Origin of the sequence: uncultured Erythrobacter sp. (assembly GCF_947499705.1) — a bacterium.
Lineage (GTDB): Bacteria > Pseudomonadota > Alphaproteobacteria > Sphingomonadales > Sphingomonadaceae > Erythrobacter.
On the sequence record NZ_CANMPJ010000002.1, the window covers coordinates 456325 to 473396 of the forward strand.

At 58.4% G+C, this 17072-nt stretch carries 17 protein-coding genes; 4 read left to right on the forward strand and 13 right to left on the reverse strand.

Annotation, left to right across the window (positions count from 1 at the left end; translation table 11 throughout):
• The first annotated feature begins 39 nt into the window (after positions 1–39).
• Together Q0837_RS15060 and Q0837_RS15065 are read left to right on the forward strand one after the other, a co-directional pair.
• Positions 40–537, forward strand: a complete 498-nt coding sequence (locus tag Q0837_RS15060; protein ID WP_298470746.1) for a GAF domain-containing protein — start codon at positions 40–42, stop codon at positions 535–537.
• 157 nt (positions 538–694) lie between these two features.
• Entirely contained in the window at positions 695–1636 is a 942-nt protein-coding gene (locus tag Q0837_RS15065; RefSeq protein ID WP_298470747.1) for a glycine zipper 2TM domain-containing protein, read from the forward strand.
• A gap of 21 nt (positions 1637–1657) precedes the next feature.
• Here Q0837_RS15065 and Q0837_RS15070 read toward each other — a convergent pair whose 3' ends face one another.
• The 9 genes from Q0837_RS15070 to Q0837_RS15110 all read right to left on the reverse strand — a co-directional run bounded on the left by Q0837_RS15070 (position 1658) and on the right by Q0837_RS15110 (position 12339).
• A complete protein-coding gene (locus tag Q0837_RS15070) occupies positions 1658–4453 on the reverse strand; it encodes a carboxypeptidase-like regulatory domain-containing protein (protein WP_298470748.1) in 2796 nt (931 codons plus the stop codon).
• Positions 4454–4516: 63 nt separating this feature from the next.
• Positions 4517–5353, reverse strand: coding sequence for a molecular chaperone (locus Q0837_RS15075; RefSeq protein WP_298470749.1), 837 nt, complete (start codon positions 5351–5353; stop codon positions 4517–4519).
• A gap of 216 nt (positions 5354–5569) precedes the next feature.
• The gene (locus tag Q0837_RS15080) at positions 5570–6115 is read right to left on the reverse strand and encodes a DUF4402 domain-containing protein (RefSeq protein WP_298470750.1); all 546 of its coding nucleotides are present in this window, start codon (positions 6113–6115) and stop codon (positions 5570–5572) included.
• A gap of 237 nt (positions 6116–6352) precedes the next feature.
• Entirely contained in the window at positions 6353–7336 is a 984-nt protein-coding gene (locus Q0837_RS15085) for a ParB/RepB/Spo0J family partition protein (protein ID WP_298470752.1), read from the reverse strand.
• Positions 7333–8109: a ParA family protein gene (locus Q0837_RS15090; RefSeq protein WP_298470754.1), complete on the reverse strand. Its 777-nt coding sequence runs from the start codon at positions 8107–8109 to the stop codon at positions 7333–7335. The genes Q0837_RS15085 and Q0837_RS15090 overlap by 4 nt, the downstream gene beginning before the upstream one ends.
• Before the next feature lie 44 nt (positions 8110–8153).
• Positions 8154–8777, reverse strand: a complete 624-nt coding sequence (rsmG, locus tag Q0837_RS15095; protein WP_298470756.1) for a 16S rRNA (guanine(527)-N(7))-methyltransferase RsmG — start codon at positions 8775–8777, stop codon at positions 8154–8156.
• 11 nt (positions 8778–8788) lie between these two features.
• On the reverse strand, positions 8789–10654 hold the full coding sequence (gene mnmG / locus Q0837_RS15100) for a tRNA uridine-5-carboxymethylaminomethyl(34) synthesis enzyme MnmG (protein ID WP_298470758.1): 1866 nt from the start codon (positions 10652–10654) through the stop codon (positions 8789–8791).
• A 99-nt stretch (positions 10655–10753) separates the two neighbouring features.
• Entirely contained in the window at positions 10754–12034 is a 1281-nt protein-coding gene (mnmE, locus tag Q0837_RS15105; RefSeq protein WP_298470760.1) for a tRNA uridine-5-carboxymethylaminomethyl(34) synthesis GTPase MnmE, read from the reverse strand.
• Positions 12035–12069: 35 nt separating this feature from the next.
• Positions 12070–12339, reverse strand: coding sequence for a DUF6489 family protein (locus Q0837_RS15110; RefSeq protein ID WP_298470762.1), 270 nt, complete (start codon positions 12337–12339; stop codon positions 12070–12072).
• A 120-nt stretch (positions 12340–12459) separates the two neighbouring features.
• Between Q0837_RS15110 and Q0837_RS15115 the strand changes: the two genes are divergently transcribed.
• On the forward strand, positions 12460–13158 hold the full coding sequence (locus Q0837_RS15115) for a dienelactone hydrolase family protein (protein WP_298470764.1): 699 nt from the start codon (positions 12460–12462) through the stop codon (positions 13156–13158).
• A gap of 9 nt (positions 13159–13167) precedes the next feature.
• Entirely contained in the window at positions 13168–13569 is a 402-nt protein-coding gene (locus Q0837_RS15120) for a nuclear transport factor 2 family protein (RefSeq protein WP_298470766.1), read from the forward strand.
• Positions 13570–13575: 6 nt separating this feature from the next.
• Here Q0837_RS15120 and Q0837_RS15125 read toward each other — a convergent pair whose 3' ends face one another.
• The 4 genes from Q0837_RS15125 to hemE all read right to left on the reverse strand — a co-directional run bounded on the left by Q0837_RS15125 (position 13576) and on the right by hemE (position 17011).
• A complete protein-coding gene (locus Q0837_RS15125; RefSeq protein WP_298470768.1) occupies positions 13576–13968 on the reverse strand; it encodes a BLUF domain-containing protein in 393 nt (130 codons plus the stop codon).
• An 84-nt stretch (positions 13969–14052) separates the two neighbouring features.
• Positions 14053–15318, reverse strand: coding sequence for a transcription termination factor Rho (gene rho / locus Q0837_RS15130; protein ID WP_298470770.1), 1266 nt, complete (start codon positions 15316–15318; stop codon positions 14053–14055).
• 220 nt (positions 15319–15538) lie between these two features.
• The gene (locus Q0837_RS15135) at positions 15539–15982 is read right to left on the reverse strand and encodes a CopD family protein (RefSeq protein WP_298470771.1); all 444 of its coding nucleotides are present in this window, start codon (positions 15980–15982) and stop codon (positions 15539–15541) included.
• Between the two features lie 12 nt (positions 15983–15994).
• Positions 15995–17011, reverse strand: a complete 1017-nt coding sequence (gene hemE / locus Q0837_RS15140) for a uroporphyrinogen decarboxylase (RefSeq protein WP_298470773.1) — start codon at positions 17009–17011, stop codon at positions 15995–15997.
• Between the last annotated feature and the right edge of the window lie 61 nt (positions 17012–17072).

Below are 17072 nucleotides of genomic sequence, written 5' to 3' on the forward strand. Positions count from 1 at the left end.
TGCTTGCGGCAACCGGGCGATCGCTCCAAGGACTTGCGAATGTACGATTTCCAACCCGATCCGGGCCTCGACACCGCCGAACGTCACCGCCAGCTTTTCGAAGCGGCCGACGCACTGACATCAGGTGAGCCGGACCCGGTTGCCAATATGGCCAATGTCGCCGCACTGATCTGGGAATTTGTGCCAGACCTCAATTGGGCGGGCTTTTATCGCATGGGCGATAATGCCGATGGCGCGCCGGAACTTGTGCTCGGACCCTTCGTCGGACGGCCTGCCTGTATCCGAATCCCTGTCGGCGCAGGCGTCTGCGGAGCAGCGGCACAATCGGGCGAGACGCAATTGGTCGAGGACGTCCATGCATTTCCTGGCCACATCGCCTGTGACGCGGCGAGCCGATCGGAAGTCGTCGTGCCGGTGGTGCGTAAGGGCGAAGTGATAGCGGTGATCGATCTCGACAGCGCTAGCCCATCGCGCTTTACGGAAGGTGATGCGCGCGGGCTCGAGAAACTGGCGCGGTTGCTCTCAGACCGCATCTGACGCGCACATATTCACACCAGCAAACGCCCCGAAACGAGACAGGGCCAAGGCGTACCTTGGTCGGGCGCACGGCAAAGTGGTAAACATTTAGCTAACGAAATGTGCAACCTGCGGTGCGATTCGAGCGCTGCTACCTGTCCAAGTCCGGGGGAATTCCATGCCGACACTTCGCTCTTCGCTCCGCGCCATTACTGGTCTTGCGGTAGCGCTTCCTGCGCTTTCAATGGCCGCGCCTGCGATGGCTCAAGCCGAACTGCCGCCTCTGCCCGTGCCTTCGCAAGTCGGCGCGACCGAGGTTCGTACGGTTCCGCCGGTTCCAGTTGCTCCTACAGCACGTCCGCTGGGCTACGAAGAAGAGACCATTGTTGGCCCCGACGGTGTCGAGACGATCACTCGCACTCGCCGCATTGAGCGTTCGGTCCCCTATCCCGGCAATGTGCAACGTGAGCGTTATGCGCCGCAACAGGCCTATCCGCAGCATTACGCACCCTATCCGGGCGGTCCGGTCGGACATGCTCCAGTCGTGTTCGAACGCGAACAATGGCTGCAGGAATGCCGCCGGCGCACCAGTGGCCGCAGTGAAAAGGAAAAGGGCGGAATCATCGGCGGACTGCTAGGTGCAGTTGCTGGCGGGATCATCGGCAATCGAGTGGCTGACGGCGAACGCTTGGCTGGGACACTGATCGGCGCTGGCACTGGCGGGCTTGCCGGTTTGCTGCTCGGCAATCTGATCGGCGGCGGGAAGAAGAACGACCGCTACGATTGTGAAGCCGCACTCGACGGTTACATTTCGCAATATGGCCAGCCGGGCGCTGCGCGTACCATCCCGTATCCTGCGGGCGGCTATGGCTATCCCGGCTATGCTCCGGCCTATACCGGTCAGTATGGCTATTCTGCAGCGTGTGGCTGCCAGCAACCACAGGTTGTGTGGGTGCCGGTCCAGACCGAAGTGCGCCAGCGCGTAATCGTGCGAGAGACGATTCGCGAGGAACGCATCCCCGGTAGCCGCTACATTCCACCAGTACCTTCGCCCAAGATGATCAAGCAGGTCCCGCGTCCTGCACCGGCACCGCGCCCGGTCAAAATGATCAAGAACTGATCGAGCCTTGGCCGTCTTGCCCTAAGGCAGCGGCGGACTTCCAAGCGCACCATCGTTCCCCGGTGAAGCCGTGGGGCCAGCGGCGATCACTGTCGTGTCGGCGGATTCCGGTTCGGGATCCGCCGAACGCAGTTTGATCGAACCGAGACGGACGATGTCTTGTTTGCGGTTCACGCGCAGTCCGTTCACCAGTTTCTCGCTGGTCAATTCCTGACTGACGGCCAGTTTACGCGCCGCATCCTCAGCGATCCTCAGGCGGTATTCGCCATAGGGCACCTTCTGCAGCAGGAAGAAACCGTCAAACTCGCTGATCGTATCGGCCACGACAGCGCCTCTGGCATTGAGCAGTTCGAGCTTCACCCCCGGTTGTTTCAAGCCCGAGGGATTCAGCAGAAGGCCTTCGATCTCGCCTGTTGGCGACATGGGAAGCTCGATCTGTGCGATCACGCCGGGACGAGGAGTGATAACGACGCCCTTGTTGCTCGGAGCGAGGAATGGATCACCCAGAGTTGTTTCGTCCACACCGACCAGGACAGGGCGGAACGGGCGAAGTTCATCCACGATCGCACGGCCATTCTCTCCGGTATAGGCATCGGTCGTGCGCAACCCCGCCTCGACCAGCACGTCCTTGAGATATTCCTCACCCGGATCACGAATGCCGTCGCCATCATCGTCCCGGAACACCGTGACTGCCGCCTGGCCACTGCGGGCCAGCTTGTTGTGCGAAACGCGGATCCCGCCATCTACCGGGTCTGGTCCCAGGCTGAAGGCGAGCTGCACGTTGGCCCCAACTCCCCCGCTCGAGGTAACAAAGGCATCTCCGCGCAGTGAGAATTTCTCGAAGCGGCGAGAATATCCGGCTGCGAGACGGAATTCATCGGTGCGAGCCATATATTCCAGCTGTCCCTGCAGATCGGAATCGCGATCGAGTTCCTTATCGATCCGCACATCCGCAGTATCGAGCCCCTTGTTCCTGCCATTCAGCAGGAATGTCGCGTTGCCGCGCAACCGAAGACCCTTGAGCCGAGTGTTCGCGAGCAGGCGCAAGCGCGTGTCCTTCCGCGCGCTTGTCGTCTCACCTGCGGATTGCTGCTGGTGATCGAGCTGCGCCGACACAGCCACACGCCCCGCACTGACCGAGGTGGTCAGCAGGAATTCGTTCACCTCCGACCCATCGCTCAATTTGGAATGGGTGGCCTCAGCCTGGATCGGCAATCCGAACCGGCCGAGCTTGAGCGACGTATCGACGTTGAAGCCGGCGCGGAAGTCGAGCTCTTCATTGGCGAACTCGCTTGTAAAATTCCCGAATGAGACCAATGTATTGGTTCCGAAATTGAATCGCCCAAAGCGCCCAGCAGTATTCAGCTCGGCAACGCTGCCCGCGCCAAACTCATGCGCACCGGCCAGCTCGAGCTGCAATCGCCCGAAACTGCGCGCAACCGATCCCTCCGCATAAGTGCGGCGGGCGCCGGCGAAAAAGAGGTTCTGGACGCCGATGGCGGCGCTGGTTCGCTTATCCAAGCCGCGTTCAACGCCCAGACCCCAGCGCCATTTCTGCGGTTGGTTCTGCACCCCATTGCCTAGATCGATCAGATCGCGATCGTTCTGGACGACACCGGCCCAGTAATAGGTCTCCCCGGGCTCAATCTGGTTGAAGCCGACCGGGATTGACGTCTTCTCGCGCCGGATCTGCCCTTGGGGTCCATACAAGACTACTTCCAGCTCATTCCGACCAAAGAACAGGTCGATTTCGAGGAATTCGTAACGACCATCGCCGCGATCATCCTGGAACGCGATCAGCTGGCCGTTACGATACAGCTCCGCATCCCATCCTGCCGGCAGAATGCCGCGCAAGGTCGTTGCCGAGAAGCGCGACGCCTGCCCGAGTGGGCGGTTGCTGACAAAAGCGCCCCGACCGATGGCCGTTTGCCCCGTCAGCCGTCCGGCTAGCGTCTCGACGTCACCTGCGGCCACCTGTGTCGCTTTGAGCGGACCAAGCAGGTTGCCTTCGGGATCATTACGATAGGCGCGCAGACGGACAGTTTGCGGACCCAACTGATCATCGGTCGCCAATCGCGCGGTGTAACTCGCGCCGAGCGCCTCACCCGCAGCGTACAGTTCTAGCCGACCCGTCGCACCATCTCGCGAACCGACCGCATTTCCAGCCTGATAGCCCGCCTGTGCGACCACATCGAGCGAGGGAGTGCGCCAGGGCCGGTATTCCATTTCCTTGTTCGGAAACTTCGAAAGATCAAACTGCTTGGGCTTGCCCCGCAGTCGTGCCGCGCGACTTCTGCGCTCAATGGCCTGAATAAATGGCAGCTCGCGATCGGATTCGAGCCTGACAACCGCATTGAAGAGATCTGGCTTGAACTCGATATCGAACCAGCTCGACAGAGCCTCCACATTCACACACCACCCTTCAGGCGTATCGTAAATGTCGCTTTTGAGCGGAGCGCTGCCTGTGTTCACGTTTTGTACTGTACTGGAGTCGCGATCAAGCGTGAATTTCTGATCCTCGCTGAACAACCACCCAGTTGCGCGGCGCGACTTCTTGTCGATGCGGACAGGAAGGTCGAGCGACTGAATGACGTCGGCCAGATCGAGGCAAACGCCGCGATCGGTCTGATAGCCGCGAACGTCGTAATTCAGTTTGTAGGAACCGACGACGAGCTGAAGAAACAAGAAATCATCGTCATTGGCCTGCCAGCCAGCGGTCGATGCCGAGCTCTCCTGTGCCTGAACCGGGTTCGAAAGGGTTGCTGCGCCAAGGCCGAACGCGCTGAGCGCCACCGCGACATTCGCGGCAGCGCCCATGATTCGGTTTCGGCAGAAGAACATGATCGTTGCGCCAGGTGGCTGAGCCACCGGCAGCTCGCTTTAGCCGACAAACGCGTCGACAGCTGCGATCACCGCGCCGCCAGCTTCAGGCATGTCGCGATACTCGAAACGCAGCTGGCCGTTGAAACGTGCAGCCTGTTCCTGAGTCAGCTGGATGCGCACTTCGCGCTTCCCGATCTCAGGATAGATCGCGACGCCGCGAAGCAGCACCAGCGGATCTTCAACGCCGGACTTTGTCACGCGCAGCTCTCCGAAAGTCGAACTGTCACCTGTGCGGCTGATATCGATCGCCAGTTCAGGGCCCTTTTCGCCCTGGACGATGCGCGGCTGAGTGATTGCTACCTGAGCTTCGACCCGGCCGTGGCGCACGATGATCGGAATCGTCACACCATAGATCGGAATCAACTGGATCGAGACGCCTTCCGACGATTGCTGCTCATCGGTAACCGAGCGCGGTTTCGGAATTGCCTTGAACGACATATGCACGCGGTACTCGCCATCGGGGAGATCCGCGCCTGGACGGGCAGCGAGGCGTACTGCTTGCGGTTGGCCCGGCGGCAAGGTGATCCGGCGAGGCGCGTAGCGGATCATGCCGAGCGCGGCCTCTTCAGTGTTGTTCGCGTCGGTCTTTTCGACCGGAACCAGCCGGCCATTCTCAAGCATGCGGCGTAACTCGAGACCGATCCGATACGTCGCCTCTTCAGACCCGATATTGCTGAGAATCACTTCAGTTCCGCGGCTGCCATCAAGAATAACGCGTGTCGGCGCGACCAGCAGATCGCCCTGCGCGCTTACGGGCGTAGCGATTGCCGTCGTCGCCATCGCGGCAATGATTGCAGCGCTACGGCTCAATTTTCGAAGAGATTTGAATGGCATTATGAAGGTGGCCCCCGTCTGGTTACGGCTCGCGCAAACGCACCAAACCGCGTGTTTTCACGGAGCTTGGTAAGCAAAGAGGGTTAAGATGGATTAAACATCTGCGGGGTTCACCTCGCGACGCCAACTGCGAAAATGCGAAGAGCCGCGCCCTGTTGGGGACGCGGCTCAACGCTTGTGAAGATTGTCCTCTGCCTTCAGGCAGAAGTGCAATTCTTACGAATATTCGACCGAAACGTCGAAGGTGCCTTCGAACAGGCCAGCTTCTTCGCTGCCGTCGATAGTGATGGTGCCACCAACGGTGAAGGTCGCATTGCCTGTTCCGTCGAGGCTGACTTCCGGATCACCCGAAACAGCGTTGTTGTCGCTCGAGGTGAATCCGTCGAGTTCGATGGTGTGCTCACCGGTGCTGGTTGCAACGTTGTAGCTAGGGTGACGCAGGTTCACCGTGCCAGCTGGCAGGTTGATCGTGACATCGCGGTTTGCGGTGCCTGCAACGTCGAAAGCAGCGACCGAAGTCGTGCCCGAGCAAACGATGTCTGGATCGGTGCAGGTCAGCGAGTTTGCAGAGTCGAGAGTGACAGTGCCAGCGCCGCTGACAACCATGGCACCAAAATCAAGTGCGCCGTTATTGGTCAGCACGAGAGCGTCGAGAACTTCAGCCGAAGCATCAGCCGTCGCAGAATCTTGAGCCTGAGCAGCGGTGCCCATGGCGGCGAAGGTAGCGATGGCGGCGACGCCGATACGAAAAGTCTTGGTCATTATTGGTCCTTCCAAGCGTGGTCTTCTTTAAACCCGATGCAGGCGCCCTCAATGTGGTCTGCGAGAAACGCCTGTCGATTCGGACACAACTGCCCGATCGCTCGATCTAAGTATGATCACCGAGTTCAAGGTTCGTTTTTGAGTATGGTTACCGGCTCGGTAAGGAATCAGGGCAAGCGCAGAGGGAAACCCCCGAAAGATCGGGAATTTCGCGTCACCACCCGTGCTTAATTTGGACTAAATATCGCCGCCTGTAAGGCGCTGGCAGACGAGATCGAGCTGGTCGAGTGTGCCATAGCGGATTGTGATGGCTCCCGAGCGCGGATCAGCGTCCGCCTTGATCTGCACTTTGAGACCAAGAAAATCCTCCAAGTGCCGCTGAACCGCTGCAATGTCGGCATTTTCTTCTGCGCTGCGCGCGGGATCGGCCTTGCCATTCACACCGCCCATCACCTTTTTGGCGACCTGTCGGACGAGCTTTTCGATTTCACGGACAGAGAGATTGTCGTTGACCGCACGCTGGGCGAGCGACGTGGCATCGTCCTGACCGATTAGCGCCCGCGCATGGCCCATTGAGAGCCGCCCCGCCTCGACCAGATCAAGCACTTTCTCGGGCAAATTCAACAGACGCTGTATGTTGGCGACGTGGCTACGGGATTTTTCGACCATGCGGGCGATTTCTGCCTGCGTCATCCCTTCGTCATCGCTAAGCCTTTGATATGCCCTGGCTTCTTCTACCGGGTTGAGGTCTTCACGCTGAAGGTTTTCGATCAAGGCAAGCGCCATGACCTCACGGTCGTTGAGCTCGCGGACCAGAGCCGGAATATTGTGCAGCCGCGCCTTCTGCGCCGCCCGCCAACGCCGCTCACCTGCGACAAGCTGAAATCGGCCATTACCCTTTGGCCGGACGATAATTGGCTGAATCACACCGCGGGTCGCGATCGAAGCGGCCAGTTCATCAAGCGCCGCCTCATCGAAATGCTTACGAGGATTGCCCGGTAGCGGCTCAATGGACGCAATGGAGATCGTCTTAAGGGGCGAATCGCTCGGCGACGCGCCACTAGAGGTGGCCGCGCCTGCATCCTCGCCCTGCACTAGCGGTTCTTCACGCTTCGTCTCACCCATTAAAGCGCCAAGTCCTTTGCCAAGCTTCTTCTTTCGATCCGCCGGGCTGCGCTGGGGTACGGAAAAACGAATCGGATCTGTCGGGCTCTTGCTCATGCTGCTTGTCTTTCAGGAGGGAAACGACCGATCAATTCTCTCGCGAGTGAGATGTAGGCGCGGCTTCCTACACAGGAATGGTCATAGACGAGGGCCGGTAAGCCATGGCTAGGGGCCTCGGAGAGCCGCACATTGCGCGGGATTACGGTTTCGAAGACCAGATTTCCCAAACAATCGCGCACATCGTCAGCGACCTGGTCAGTTAGGCGATTGCGGCGATCAAACATCGTCAGCGCGACACCAATGATGTCCAGCGAAGTGTTGAAACGCTGCTGCACCCGCTCAACGGTCTGAAGCAGCTGGCTAAGCCCTTCGAGCGCGAAAAACTCGCATTGCAGCGGCACCAGCAGCGTATCCGCCGCACAAAGTGCATTCAGAGTCAGCAATCCAAGCGACGGCGGGCAATCGATAAAGCAGATTTCATGGCCTGTGTGGTTCGCTAGCGCCGAGTGAAGGCGTTCGGTGCGCTCTTCGACCGAAACCAACTCCACCTCTGCGCCGCTGAGATCCTGTGTCGCTGGCACGATGTCGAGGCCAGGGATACTGGTTTCAACGATGGCATTGGCGAGCGGCGTCTCGTCAACAAGGACATCATAGCTCGAAAGACCTCGGGATTCCGCCCCTACGCCCATGCCGGTCGAAGCGTTTCCCTGCGGATCGAGGTCGATCAACAAGGTTTTCCAGCCAGTGGCAGCCATCGCGGTAGCGATATTGATCGCCGTCGTGGTCTTACCCACCCCGCCCTTCTGGTTCGCAATGGCGATTGTCAGCATCTCAGGCTTTCCCTTCTCGGCGCATAATAGCGCCTTTTGCCGCATCAGGCACGCACGATGATGCCCGCTTCGTCGTCAGTGAGCGACTGTTCCACGTGGAACATTGTCCGAATCGACGGTTTTAGCTGTTTCCACTCGTGCTTTGCCGAGCGCCCCTTGGGCAAGACGTAGCGCGTCTCCTTTGTGGAGAAGGGTGCGGATAAACGGAGGAGCTTTTCCAGTGGAGCAAAGGCGCGTGCCGAAATGACCCAACTTTCGAAGGGCTTCACCTTCTCGAGCCGCTCGCCAATAACGCGGCAGTTGTTAAGACCGAGCTGATCGACACTGTGTTGGAGGAACTCTACCCGTCGCGCGCGAGATTCCAACAAAACTGTCGGAATGTCAGGGCGCAAGATTGCGATCACAATGCCCGGGAAGCCCGCGCCTGTTCCGAGGTCCAGCCAGGGCCCCGACGTATTGGCAGGTGTTCCACGTGGAACATGCTCAAGCAATTGCGCACTGTCGGCAATATGACGCTGCCAAATCTGCGCTTGGGAAGGCTTGCTGATGAGATTCTGCTTTTGGTTCTCTGCAAGGAGCAGCGTCGCAAAAGTCTCTAACCGATCCATCGCTGCCTGATCTGCCCAACCCTCGACATAGGCGCGCGCCTGCTCTTCGGTTTCGATCAAGTTCCGATCACTCACGCGGCGCGCTGCCCTATGGTCTGACGGCGGCGCGCGTGAACCAGCAAAGCTGAAAGCGCGGCAGGTGTGATACCCGGGACCCGGCCAGCGGCAGCCAGAGTGGTTGGCGCAGCCGCACTCAACCTTTCAACCATCTCGTTCGAAAGGCCAGGTACAGCATCATAAGGAAAGTCGCTCGGAAGAGGCAATTCTTCGCTCGCACGCAGGTCACGCAGTTCTGCCTCCTGGCGCGCCAGATAGGGCTCATAGGACGAGTCCTCGACCATTTCCTCTGCGAGCAGAGGGTCGAGAGCATCAAGCCCGTCTAACCATGGCTTGAGATCGGCAAGTTCGACACCATCATGGCGTAGCCACTCGCTCAACGCCTTTTCCCCGCCATCACGGCGGATTGGCAACCCTTGATCACCCAACTCGCGGGAGTGAACTCTTCGAGCGAATGCGGATGTCAGTTCCTCGCGATCGACTTCGCGCTTTTCGAACCAATGCCGGCGAGCGTCTCCAATGCATCCAGCATCCAAGCCAAGCGGCGTCAGCCGAGTTGATGCGTTATTGGCTCGCAACCGCAGACGATACTCCGCCCTCGAGGTCAGCATGCGATAAGGCTCACTCACACCCTGCAGTGTGAGATCATCGATCATCACCGCGATGTAAGAGTTGGCTCGATCAAGCTGAGGTGCCTCGGTTCCTAAGGCCGCAGCTGCCGCCTCCAGACCTGCAACAAGGCCCTGCGCAGCCGCTTCCTCATAGCCCGTCGTGCCGTTGATCTGCCCAGCGCAATACAGTCCGGGGATTGCCCGCACCTGCAAATCAGGCGTCAGCGCGCGGGGATCGATGTGGTCGTACTCGACCGCATAGCCAGGCTCGACCACATTGACGTGCCCAAGACCGGGCATCGCGTGGAGCATTTCCACCTGGACATCGACCGGCAGCGATGTGCTGATGCCGTTGGGATAGACCAGATGCGTAGTCAGCCCCTCCGGCTCCAGGAAAACCTGATGTCCGTCGCGATCACCAAAGCGGTGGATCTTGTCTTCAATCGAGGGGCAATAGCGTGGCCCAGCAGCGTCGATCGCCCCGGAAAATAGCGGCGAGCGATGCAAGTTCGCCCGAATGGCATCATGGGCCGCGTGGGTCGTTCGCGTGATTGCACAGAACACCTGCGGATTGGCTCGCTTTCCAGTAAGAGGCGACATCGTCCATGCTTCGTTATCGGAATGCTGCTCGGGCAAAACGGCCCAATCAATCGTACCCCCATCAAGCCTTGGTGGAGTTCCGGTTTTGAGTCGAGCCATCGGCAATTCAGCGCCTCGCAGCTGTTCTGCCAAGCGCTTCGCAGCGTTTTCACCGATCCGACCACCCTCAAAGCGCTCTTCCCCGCGAAACAGCACGCCACCAAGAAATGTGCCGGTGCAGAGGATCACGCGCGAAGCGGAGAGAGCCGTGCCATCCGCAAGCTCCAGGCCAGCAACAACCTCACCATCGAGCAACAGGGCAGCAGCCTCGCCCTCAATGAGCGTCAGGTTCTTCTGCGCCCTCACCTGTTGCTGCACAGACGCCTTGAACAACACACGGTCAGCCTGAACACGAGGACCCCAGACAGCGCTACCCTTGGAACGGTTGAGCATCCGATAGTGGATTGCGCCGGCATCGGCGGCACGACCAAGGACACCGTCTAGCGCATCGACTTCGCGAACGAGATGCCCCTTACCCAGCCCACCGATTGCAGGATTGCAGCTCATCGCTCCAACAGCGTCGAGGTCGAAGCTCACCAGTCCTGTGCGAGCACCCATACGAGCCGCTGCGCAGGCTGCCTCAACACCGGCGTGCCCGCCACCAATCACAAGAACATCGAAGCTGTGCATGGCGCGCCAAATAGGGACTCGCGCCCTTCCCGTCAAAGCTGATTCCGCCGTGAAGAGTTTGAGTGTTCCACGTGAAACATCATCGACGACCGTTCACCGCTATTTGCCGATGCAGAAGCGTCCAAATAGTGCATCGAGCATGTCTTCGGTTGTCGCTCGCCCAATTAGCCGATCGAAAGCCAATCTGCCCCGGCGCAACTCTTCTCCGATGAGCAGCAGATCCGTCAGAGTTTTTGCCGCAGACAGCGCTTCAGCGACTTCAGCCAAACGCGAATGCTGCCGAGAATTCAACGCTGCTTCACCGGGTTTGGGCAACGCATCGCGTGCAGCATCCAGCAATCGTGACTTCAAATCAGCTATGCCTTCGCCGGTCCTTGCCGACAGCACAGCGACGGGCTCAGACTTTGCAACGTAGTCACCCGCATCACGGCGCGGGGCAATCTCCCACGCCCCAACCAGACCCTGCCCTTCGTCGCCCAGCCACAGAACCAGATCAGCCTTCGCCAATTCTCCCTTTGCGCGGTCGATACCCATTGCCTCGATGTCTTCAGCCGCGCTGTCGCGTAATCCTGCCGTATCAACGAACGAAAACGGCACACCCTTTATGGCAACCGAACGCTCAATAACATCCCGAGTTGTACCAGCAATCGGAGACGTGATTGCCGCTTCACTCTCAACCAAGGCATTGAATAGAGTGGATTTCCCCGAATTCGGAGGCCCCGCCAAGACCACACGAAAGCCCTCCCCCAGCTTTTCTGACCGCGGTCGATTAAGCCAACTTGATATCTCTTCTTCCAGGCGTTCAATGTTCCACGTGAAACCCTCGGGGAGCTCGGAAACATCATCCTCATCGGAAAAGTCGAGCGCCGCCTCAACCTGGGCCGAGAGACGCAGAACTTCCGATCTCCAACTTTCAAACTTCAAAGAGAGGGTGCCAGAAGCGCTCGCCACTGCGGCGGCTCTCTGCAGCTCAGTTTCCGCCGAGAGGAGATCGGCCAAACCCTCTGCTTCCGCCAAGTCGATCCGACCATTGGCAAACGCACGGCGTGTGAATTCGCCGGGTTCGGCGCCCTTCAAGCCATCAATGGCACTCAAGGCACGCTCAATCGCCGCGATAACCGCCCTACCCCCGTGGCAGTGCAATTCCGCAAGATCTTCGCCTGTCGCCGTATGCGGTCCGGGGAACCACAGGACCAGCGCCTCATCAAGCAAGGCACCATTCTCGTCTATCAATTTGGAAAGTGATGCTCGGCGTGGCTCAAACTCGCGACCGCAAAGCTCGTTCAGCGCCGCACCCGCCTTCGGACCCGAAATGCGAATCACAGCGATTGCAGCAGGTGGCGCGCCGCTTGAAATCGCAAAAATGGTGGCTTGGGTCATTTCTGGCCCCGTCAGATCAATCGGCGCGGGATCGATCAATCAGACGATTTATCGCTGTCGCTATTCGAGCGTGGCGAGCTGGCCCGCATTCCGCCTTCAACAAAGCTCTGGAACAGTTTCAAACCGACCTGCCCCATCGGCGCAAGTGCCTGCGCGTATTCTTGGAGTTGATCGGGGCTGTTCACGCCCTTCATCGCCTTCGCAATATTGTCGACATAGACGCTGTTTGCCTGGCTCACATCGGGCAGACCCATGAAGGTACGCGCTTCTTCAGGCGTGCATTCGATTTCAACGTTGATCTTCATGGCGTTTCCTCTCGTCCTGCATCGCGTAGCATGGTCCTCCTACCATTTGGGTGTGGAACGAGACCAAAGCAATGGATAGATGTCTTCCAACACCTATCACGACCCCAGGAGCGCAATGCGATGACCGAAACCGTCTCGATCCCAACCCTTGAGGGTGACGCCAGCTTTTCAGCCTATGTGGCTCATCCGCACGGCTCTCCCAAAGCCGCAATCATCGTGATTCAGGAGATTTTTGGGGTGAATCCCGGCATTCGGCAGAAGTGCGACAACCTCGCCGCAGAGGGATACCTTGCAGTCGCGCCCGACCTGTTCTGGCGGATAAAGCCCGGTATCCAACTCAATCCCGATATCGAACCGGAGTTCCAGCAAGCACTTGAATTCATGGGGCAGTTTGATCAAGACATCGGTATTCGCGATATCGAGGCGACAATTCATCACATCCGCCGCGAGCTCGGCGTCGCCAAGGTTGGATGCGTCGGATATTGCCTTGGAGGCAGGCTCGCCTTCATGACCGCTGCACGCACGGATATCGACGCATCGGTTGGCTATTATGGCGTCGGGATCGACGGGCTGCTTGGCGAGAAGCATGCCATCGCCCATCCGGTCGTCCTGCACATTCCGACCGAAGATGGGTTCGTCGACAAAGACACCCAAGCAACAATGCATGCAGGCCTTGACGATCATCCCAAGGTTACGCTGTTTGACTACGAAGGTCTGGACCATGGATTTGCCACCGAAGTCGGTAAGCGCCGCGACGAAGACGCCGCGCAATTGGCCGATAGCCGCACATCGGCCTTCTTTGCCGAAAACCTATCGTAAGGCATTGAAATGAAGATAGAAGATGTCCTCGCCCGCTGGTACCAAGTCGCCAGCAACGGCAGTAAAACTGACGAACTCAGATCTATCATGCACAAAGATGCCGTGTTCCATTCTCCTGTGGTTCACACGCCTCAGGTTGGCCAAGCAATCGTCGTCGCCTACCTGAGTGCAGCGGGGCAAACGCTCGGCAATGAAAGTTTTCGTTACGTCCGCGAAGTTGTGGGAGAGAACGCCGCCGTTTTGGAATTCACCACGGAGATGGATGGAATCCACGTCAATGGGATCGACATGATCACCTTTGATGATGATGGGTTGATCACCGATTTCAAAGTGATGGTGAGGCCGCTCAAAGCGGTGAACAAGGTGTGGGAAATGATGGCTGCACAGCTCGAAAAAGCTCAGTCAGGCTAGCCCCAGCTAATTCAACACCGCAAAATTCACAATCATCTTGCGGGTCTCGGAATCCAGTCCCTCGGGAAGCTCCGATTCCAGCGTATCCCTGCGGCTATCGACCGATTCCGCGATAAACATGCGCTTCATCGCCCACTCAGGGCAGGTGCGCTCTTCAATGGTCTTGCTGGAGAGCAATGAGACTCCTGAATGGCGCGGGTCGTTTCCAATCCGCAGCATCAGCGTCTTTAGCTCGCCCTCTTCCCCTTCAAGCAGCTGAAGGAAGTTCCGTCCGTTATAGAGCAGCAACCCGGTTATTCCGTTGGCCGGGTTATTCCGTGCGCTGGTGGCGAGAATTGATTCCACGTCGTCGCGCGAAAGGCTCGGAGCGGTGCTGATGTAGAGATATTGGCTAAGCATTTGCCCGGAGCCTTAACCCCGGGCACGCCGAATGCCAATCGCAAAGCTGCGGAGACGTCTGGCCTCCGGAGCTCGGCAATCGGATCACTGGTTCATGGTGTCGAAGAAGTCTTCGTTGGTCTTCGAATCTTTCATCTTGTCGAGCAGGAATTCCATCGCGTCTACGGTGCCCATCTGCATGAGAATACGGCGCAGGACCCACATCTTGGAGAGCTTGTCCTTCTCGACCAGAAGCTCTTCCTTACGCGTCCCGGACTTGCCGACATCGAGCGCGGGGAAGATGCGCTTGTCGGAAACCTTGCGATCGAGCACAATTTCCGAGTTGCCGGTACCCTTGAACTCTTCGAAGATAACTTCGTCCATTCGGCTACCTGTATCGATCAGCGCGGTCGCGATGATGGACAGCGAACCACCCTCTTCAATGTTACGTGCCGCGCCGAAGAAGCGCTTTGGACGTTGCAATGCGTTGGCATCGACACCGCCGGTGAGGACCTTGCCCGAACTCGGAACAACCGTGTTGTAGGCACGACCAAGACGGGTGATCGAATCGAGCAGGATCACCACATCATTCTTGTGCTCGACCAGACGTTTTGCCTTTTCAATCACCATTTCAGCAACTTGAACGTGACGATTGGCTGGCTCGTCAAAGGTTGAGGAGATCACCTCGCCCTTGACGCTGCGCTGCATATCGGTGACTTCCTCGGGTCGCTCATCCACCAGAAGAACCAGCAGGAACACCTCGGGATGGTTGTCGGTAATCGCCTTGGCGATGTTCTGCAGCAGCACCGTCTTACCAGTGCGCGGCGGCGCGACGATCAGTGCACGCTGGCCTTTGCCCTGCGGCGAGATGATATCGATCACCCGCGCAGACTTGTCCTTTACAGTCGGATCAAGCGTATCGAGATTCAGCTTCTGATCTGGATAGAGCGGCGTGAGGTTGTCGAAGTTGGTGCGCATCCGGACCGCATCGGGATCTTCAAAGTTGACTGTGGTCAACATCGTCAGCGCAAAGTAGCGCTCGCCATCCTTCGGAGCGCGAATTTCACCTTCCACCGTGTCGCCAGTGCGCAGACCCCATTTGCGGATCTGGTTGGGTGAGACATAGATATCGTCCGGCCCAGCGAGATAGTTCGCCTCGGGCGAGCGCAGGAAGCCGAAACCATCTTGCAGCACCTCGATGGTGCCGATCCCCATGATCTTTTCTTCATATTCTTCGTCTTCGGCCAGCTCTCGCAGGATGCTGAACAGCAGATCCTGGCGGCGCATGGTCGAGGCGCCTTCGACGCCCAGCTCTTCTGCCATTTTGACCAGTTCGGCCGGGGTTTTTTCTTTGAGGTCTTTAAGATGCATTGTGAATTAATTCCGTGAGTGTCGGAGTGGCCGGCAGGTCAGTACCTCTTTGGACGAGGCGCCCCTCTATATTTGACCATGATGGTCAGAGAGGCTGGGCTTGGAGAAAGCAGACAGACGGGGCAGGAATTGCGCCGTCAAACCGGATTTGAGGATCGCAAAATACGAGTCGCTGGCGGGAAGGTCAATGCGTGATCTGCCAGGTCCTGTAAAAACCAATTCAGAACGGTTTGAGATAGACCAATGCGACAATCAACACGAGCAGCAATCCGGGCACTTCACCGATCATGCGCAAGGTCTTCTCTGACAGCGGTCGCTCACCGCGCGCCATCTTCTTGGTCTGTGCCACCAGCCAGCCGTGATAGCCGCTCAGGATCAACACCAAGGTAAGTTTGGCGTGGAGCCACCCTGCCCCGCTGAAATAGCCACCCGGAATAGCGATCGCGAGACCGAACACCCATACCAGGATCAGACTGGGCGTAAGAATGATCTTGCGCAGCTTGCCCATCCGATCCGCCCATTTGGCCTCCCCCTCGGAACTTGGCGCATGATCGAGCATATAGATGCACTGGCGCGGAAGCATGAACAGCCCCGCAAGCCAGAACACCATGAAGATCACATGGCCGATCCGCAGCCAATCACTGATCGCAAGCAGAGCATCCATAATTCGCGCTACCTATCCTCTCAGCGCCGCCAGCAATTGTTCGACATGCTCGATCGGCGTGAATTGGCCAATTCCATGCCCAAGATTGAACACATGCGGCCGATCTTCAAAGGCATCGATAATGGCTCGAACTCGTTTCGCCAGCATCGGTCCGCCGGCCTCGACCAGCAAAGGATCGAGATTGCCTTGCACCGGCATGCCATCCGGCAGACTCGCATGGACCCAGGCCGGATCCAGCGTTTCATCCATCCCGATCGCATCAACTCCCGTTTCGCGGGCATATCCCGGCAGCTTGGCCCCTGCCCCCTTAGGAAACCCGATGACCGGCGTGTCCGGATGCGATTGCTTGATTTGCGCCGTGATGGCCGCGTTAGGCGCGACGACCCAGCGTTCGAACTCATCTGGAGCAAGACTGCCCGCCCAGCTATCAAACAATTGCACTGCTTCCGCACCTGCATCGATCTGTCCACGCAAGTATGTCACCGACACTTCGATAATCGCGTCGACAATTGCCTGCATCAGGCCAGGATCGCGATACGCGAGCAATCGGGCAGGCCCCTGATCCTTCGACCCTTGGCCAGCAATCATGTAGGTTGCGACCGTCCAGGGCGAGCCTGCAAAGCCCAGCATCGTCACATCATCGCTGATCTGAGAACGCGTCAGCCGCACGGTTTCGTAAATCGGATCGAACCGCTCATAGGCGGGCGTGAAGTCCGCCAGCGTTGTCTCGAGCAGCGTCGGGCTCAGCTTCGGACCCTCCCCTGCAAGAAATTCCAGCCCCTGTCCCATCGCATGCGGGACGATCAGGATATCGGAGAACAGGATTGCCCCGTCGAAGCCAAATCGCCTGATCGGCTGGATTGTGATCTCGGCAGCCGCTTCGCTGTCATAGACCAGTTCCAGAAATCCGCCCTTGTCGGCCCTTAACTCACGGTATTCAGGCAGATAGCGCCCAGCCTGACGCATGAGCCAGACGGGAGCAATATCGGGTTTGGCACCCTTCAGGCAATCGAGTAGCGGACCAGGCATGGCGTTCCTCTAATCAAATATTAATATTTTATAAAAGGTTTGATGGAGTCTGTTGGCCCTG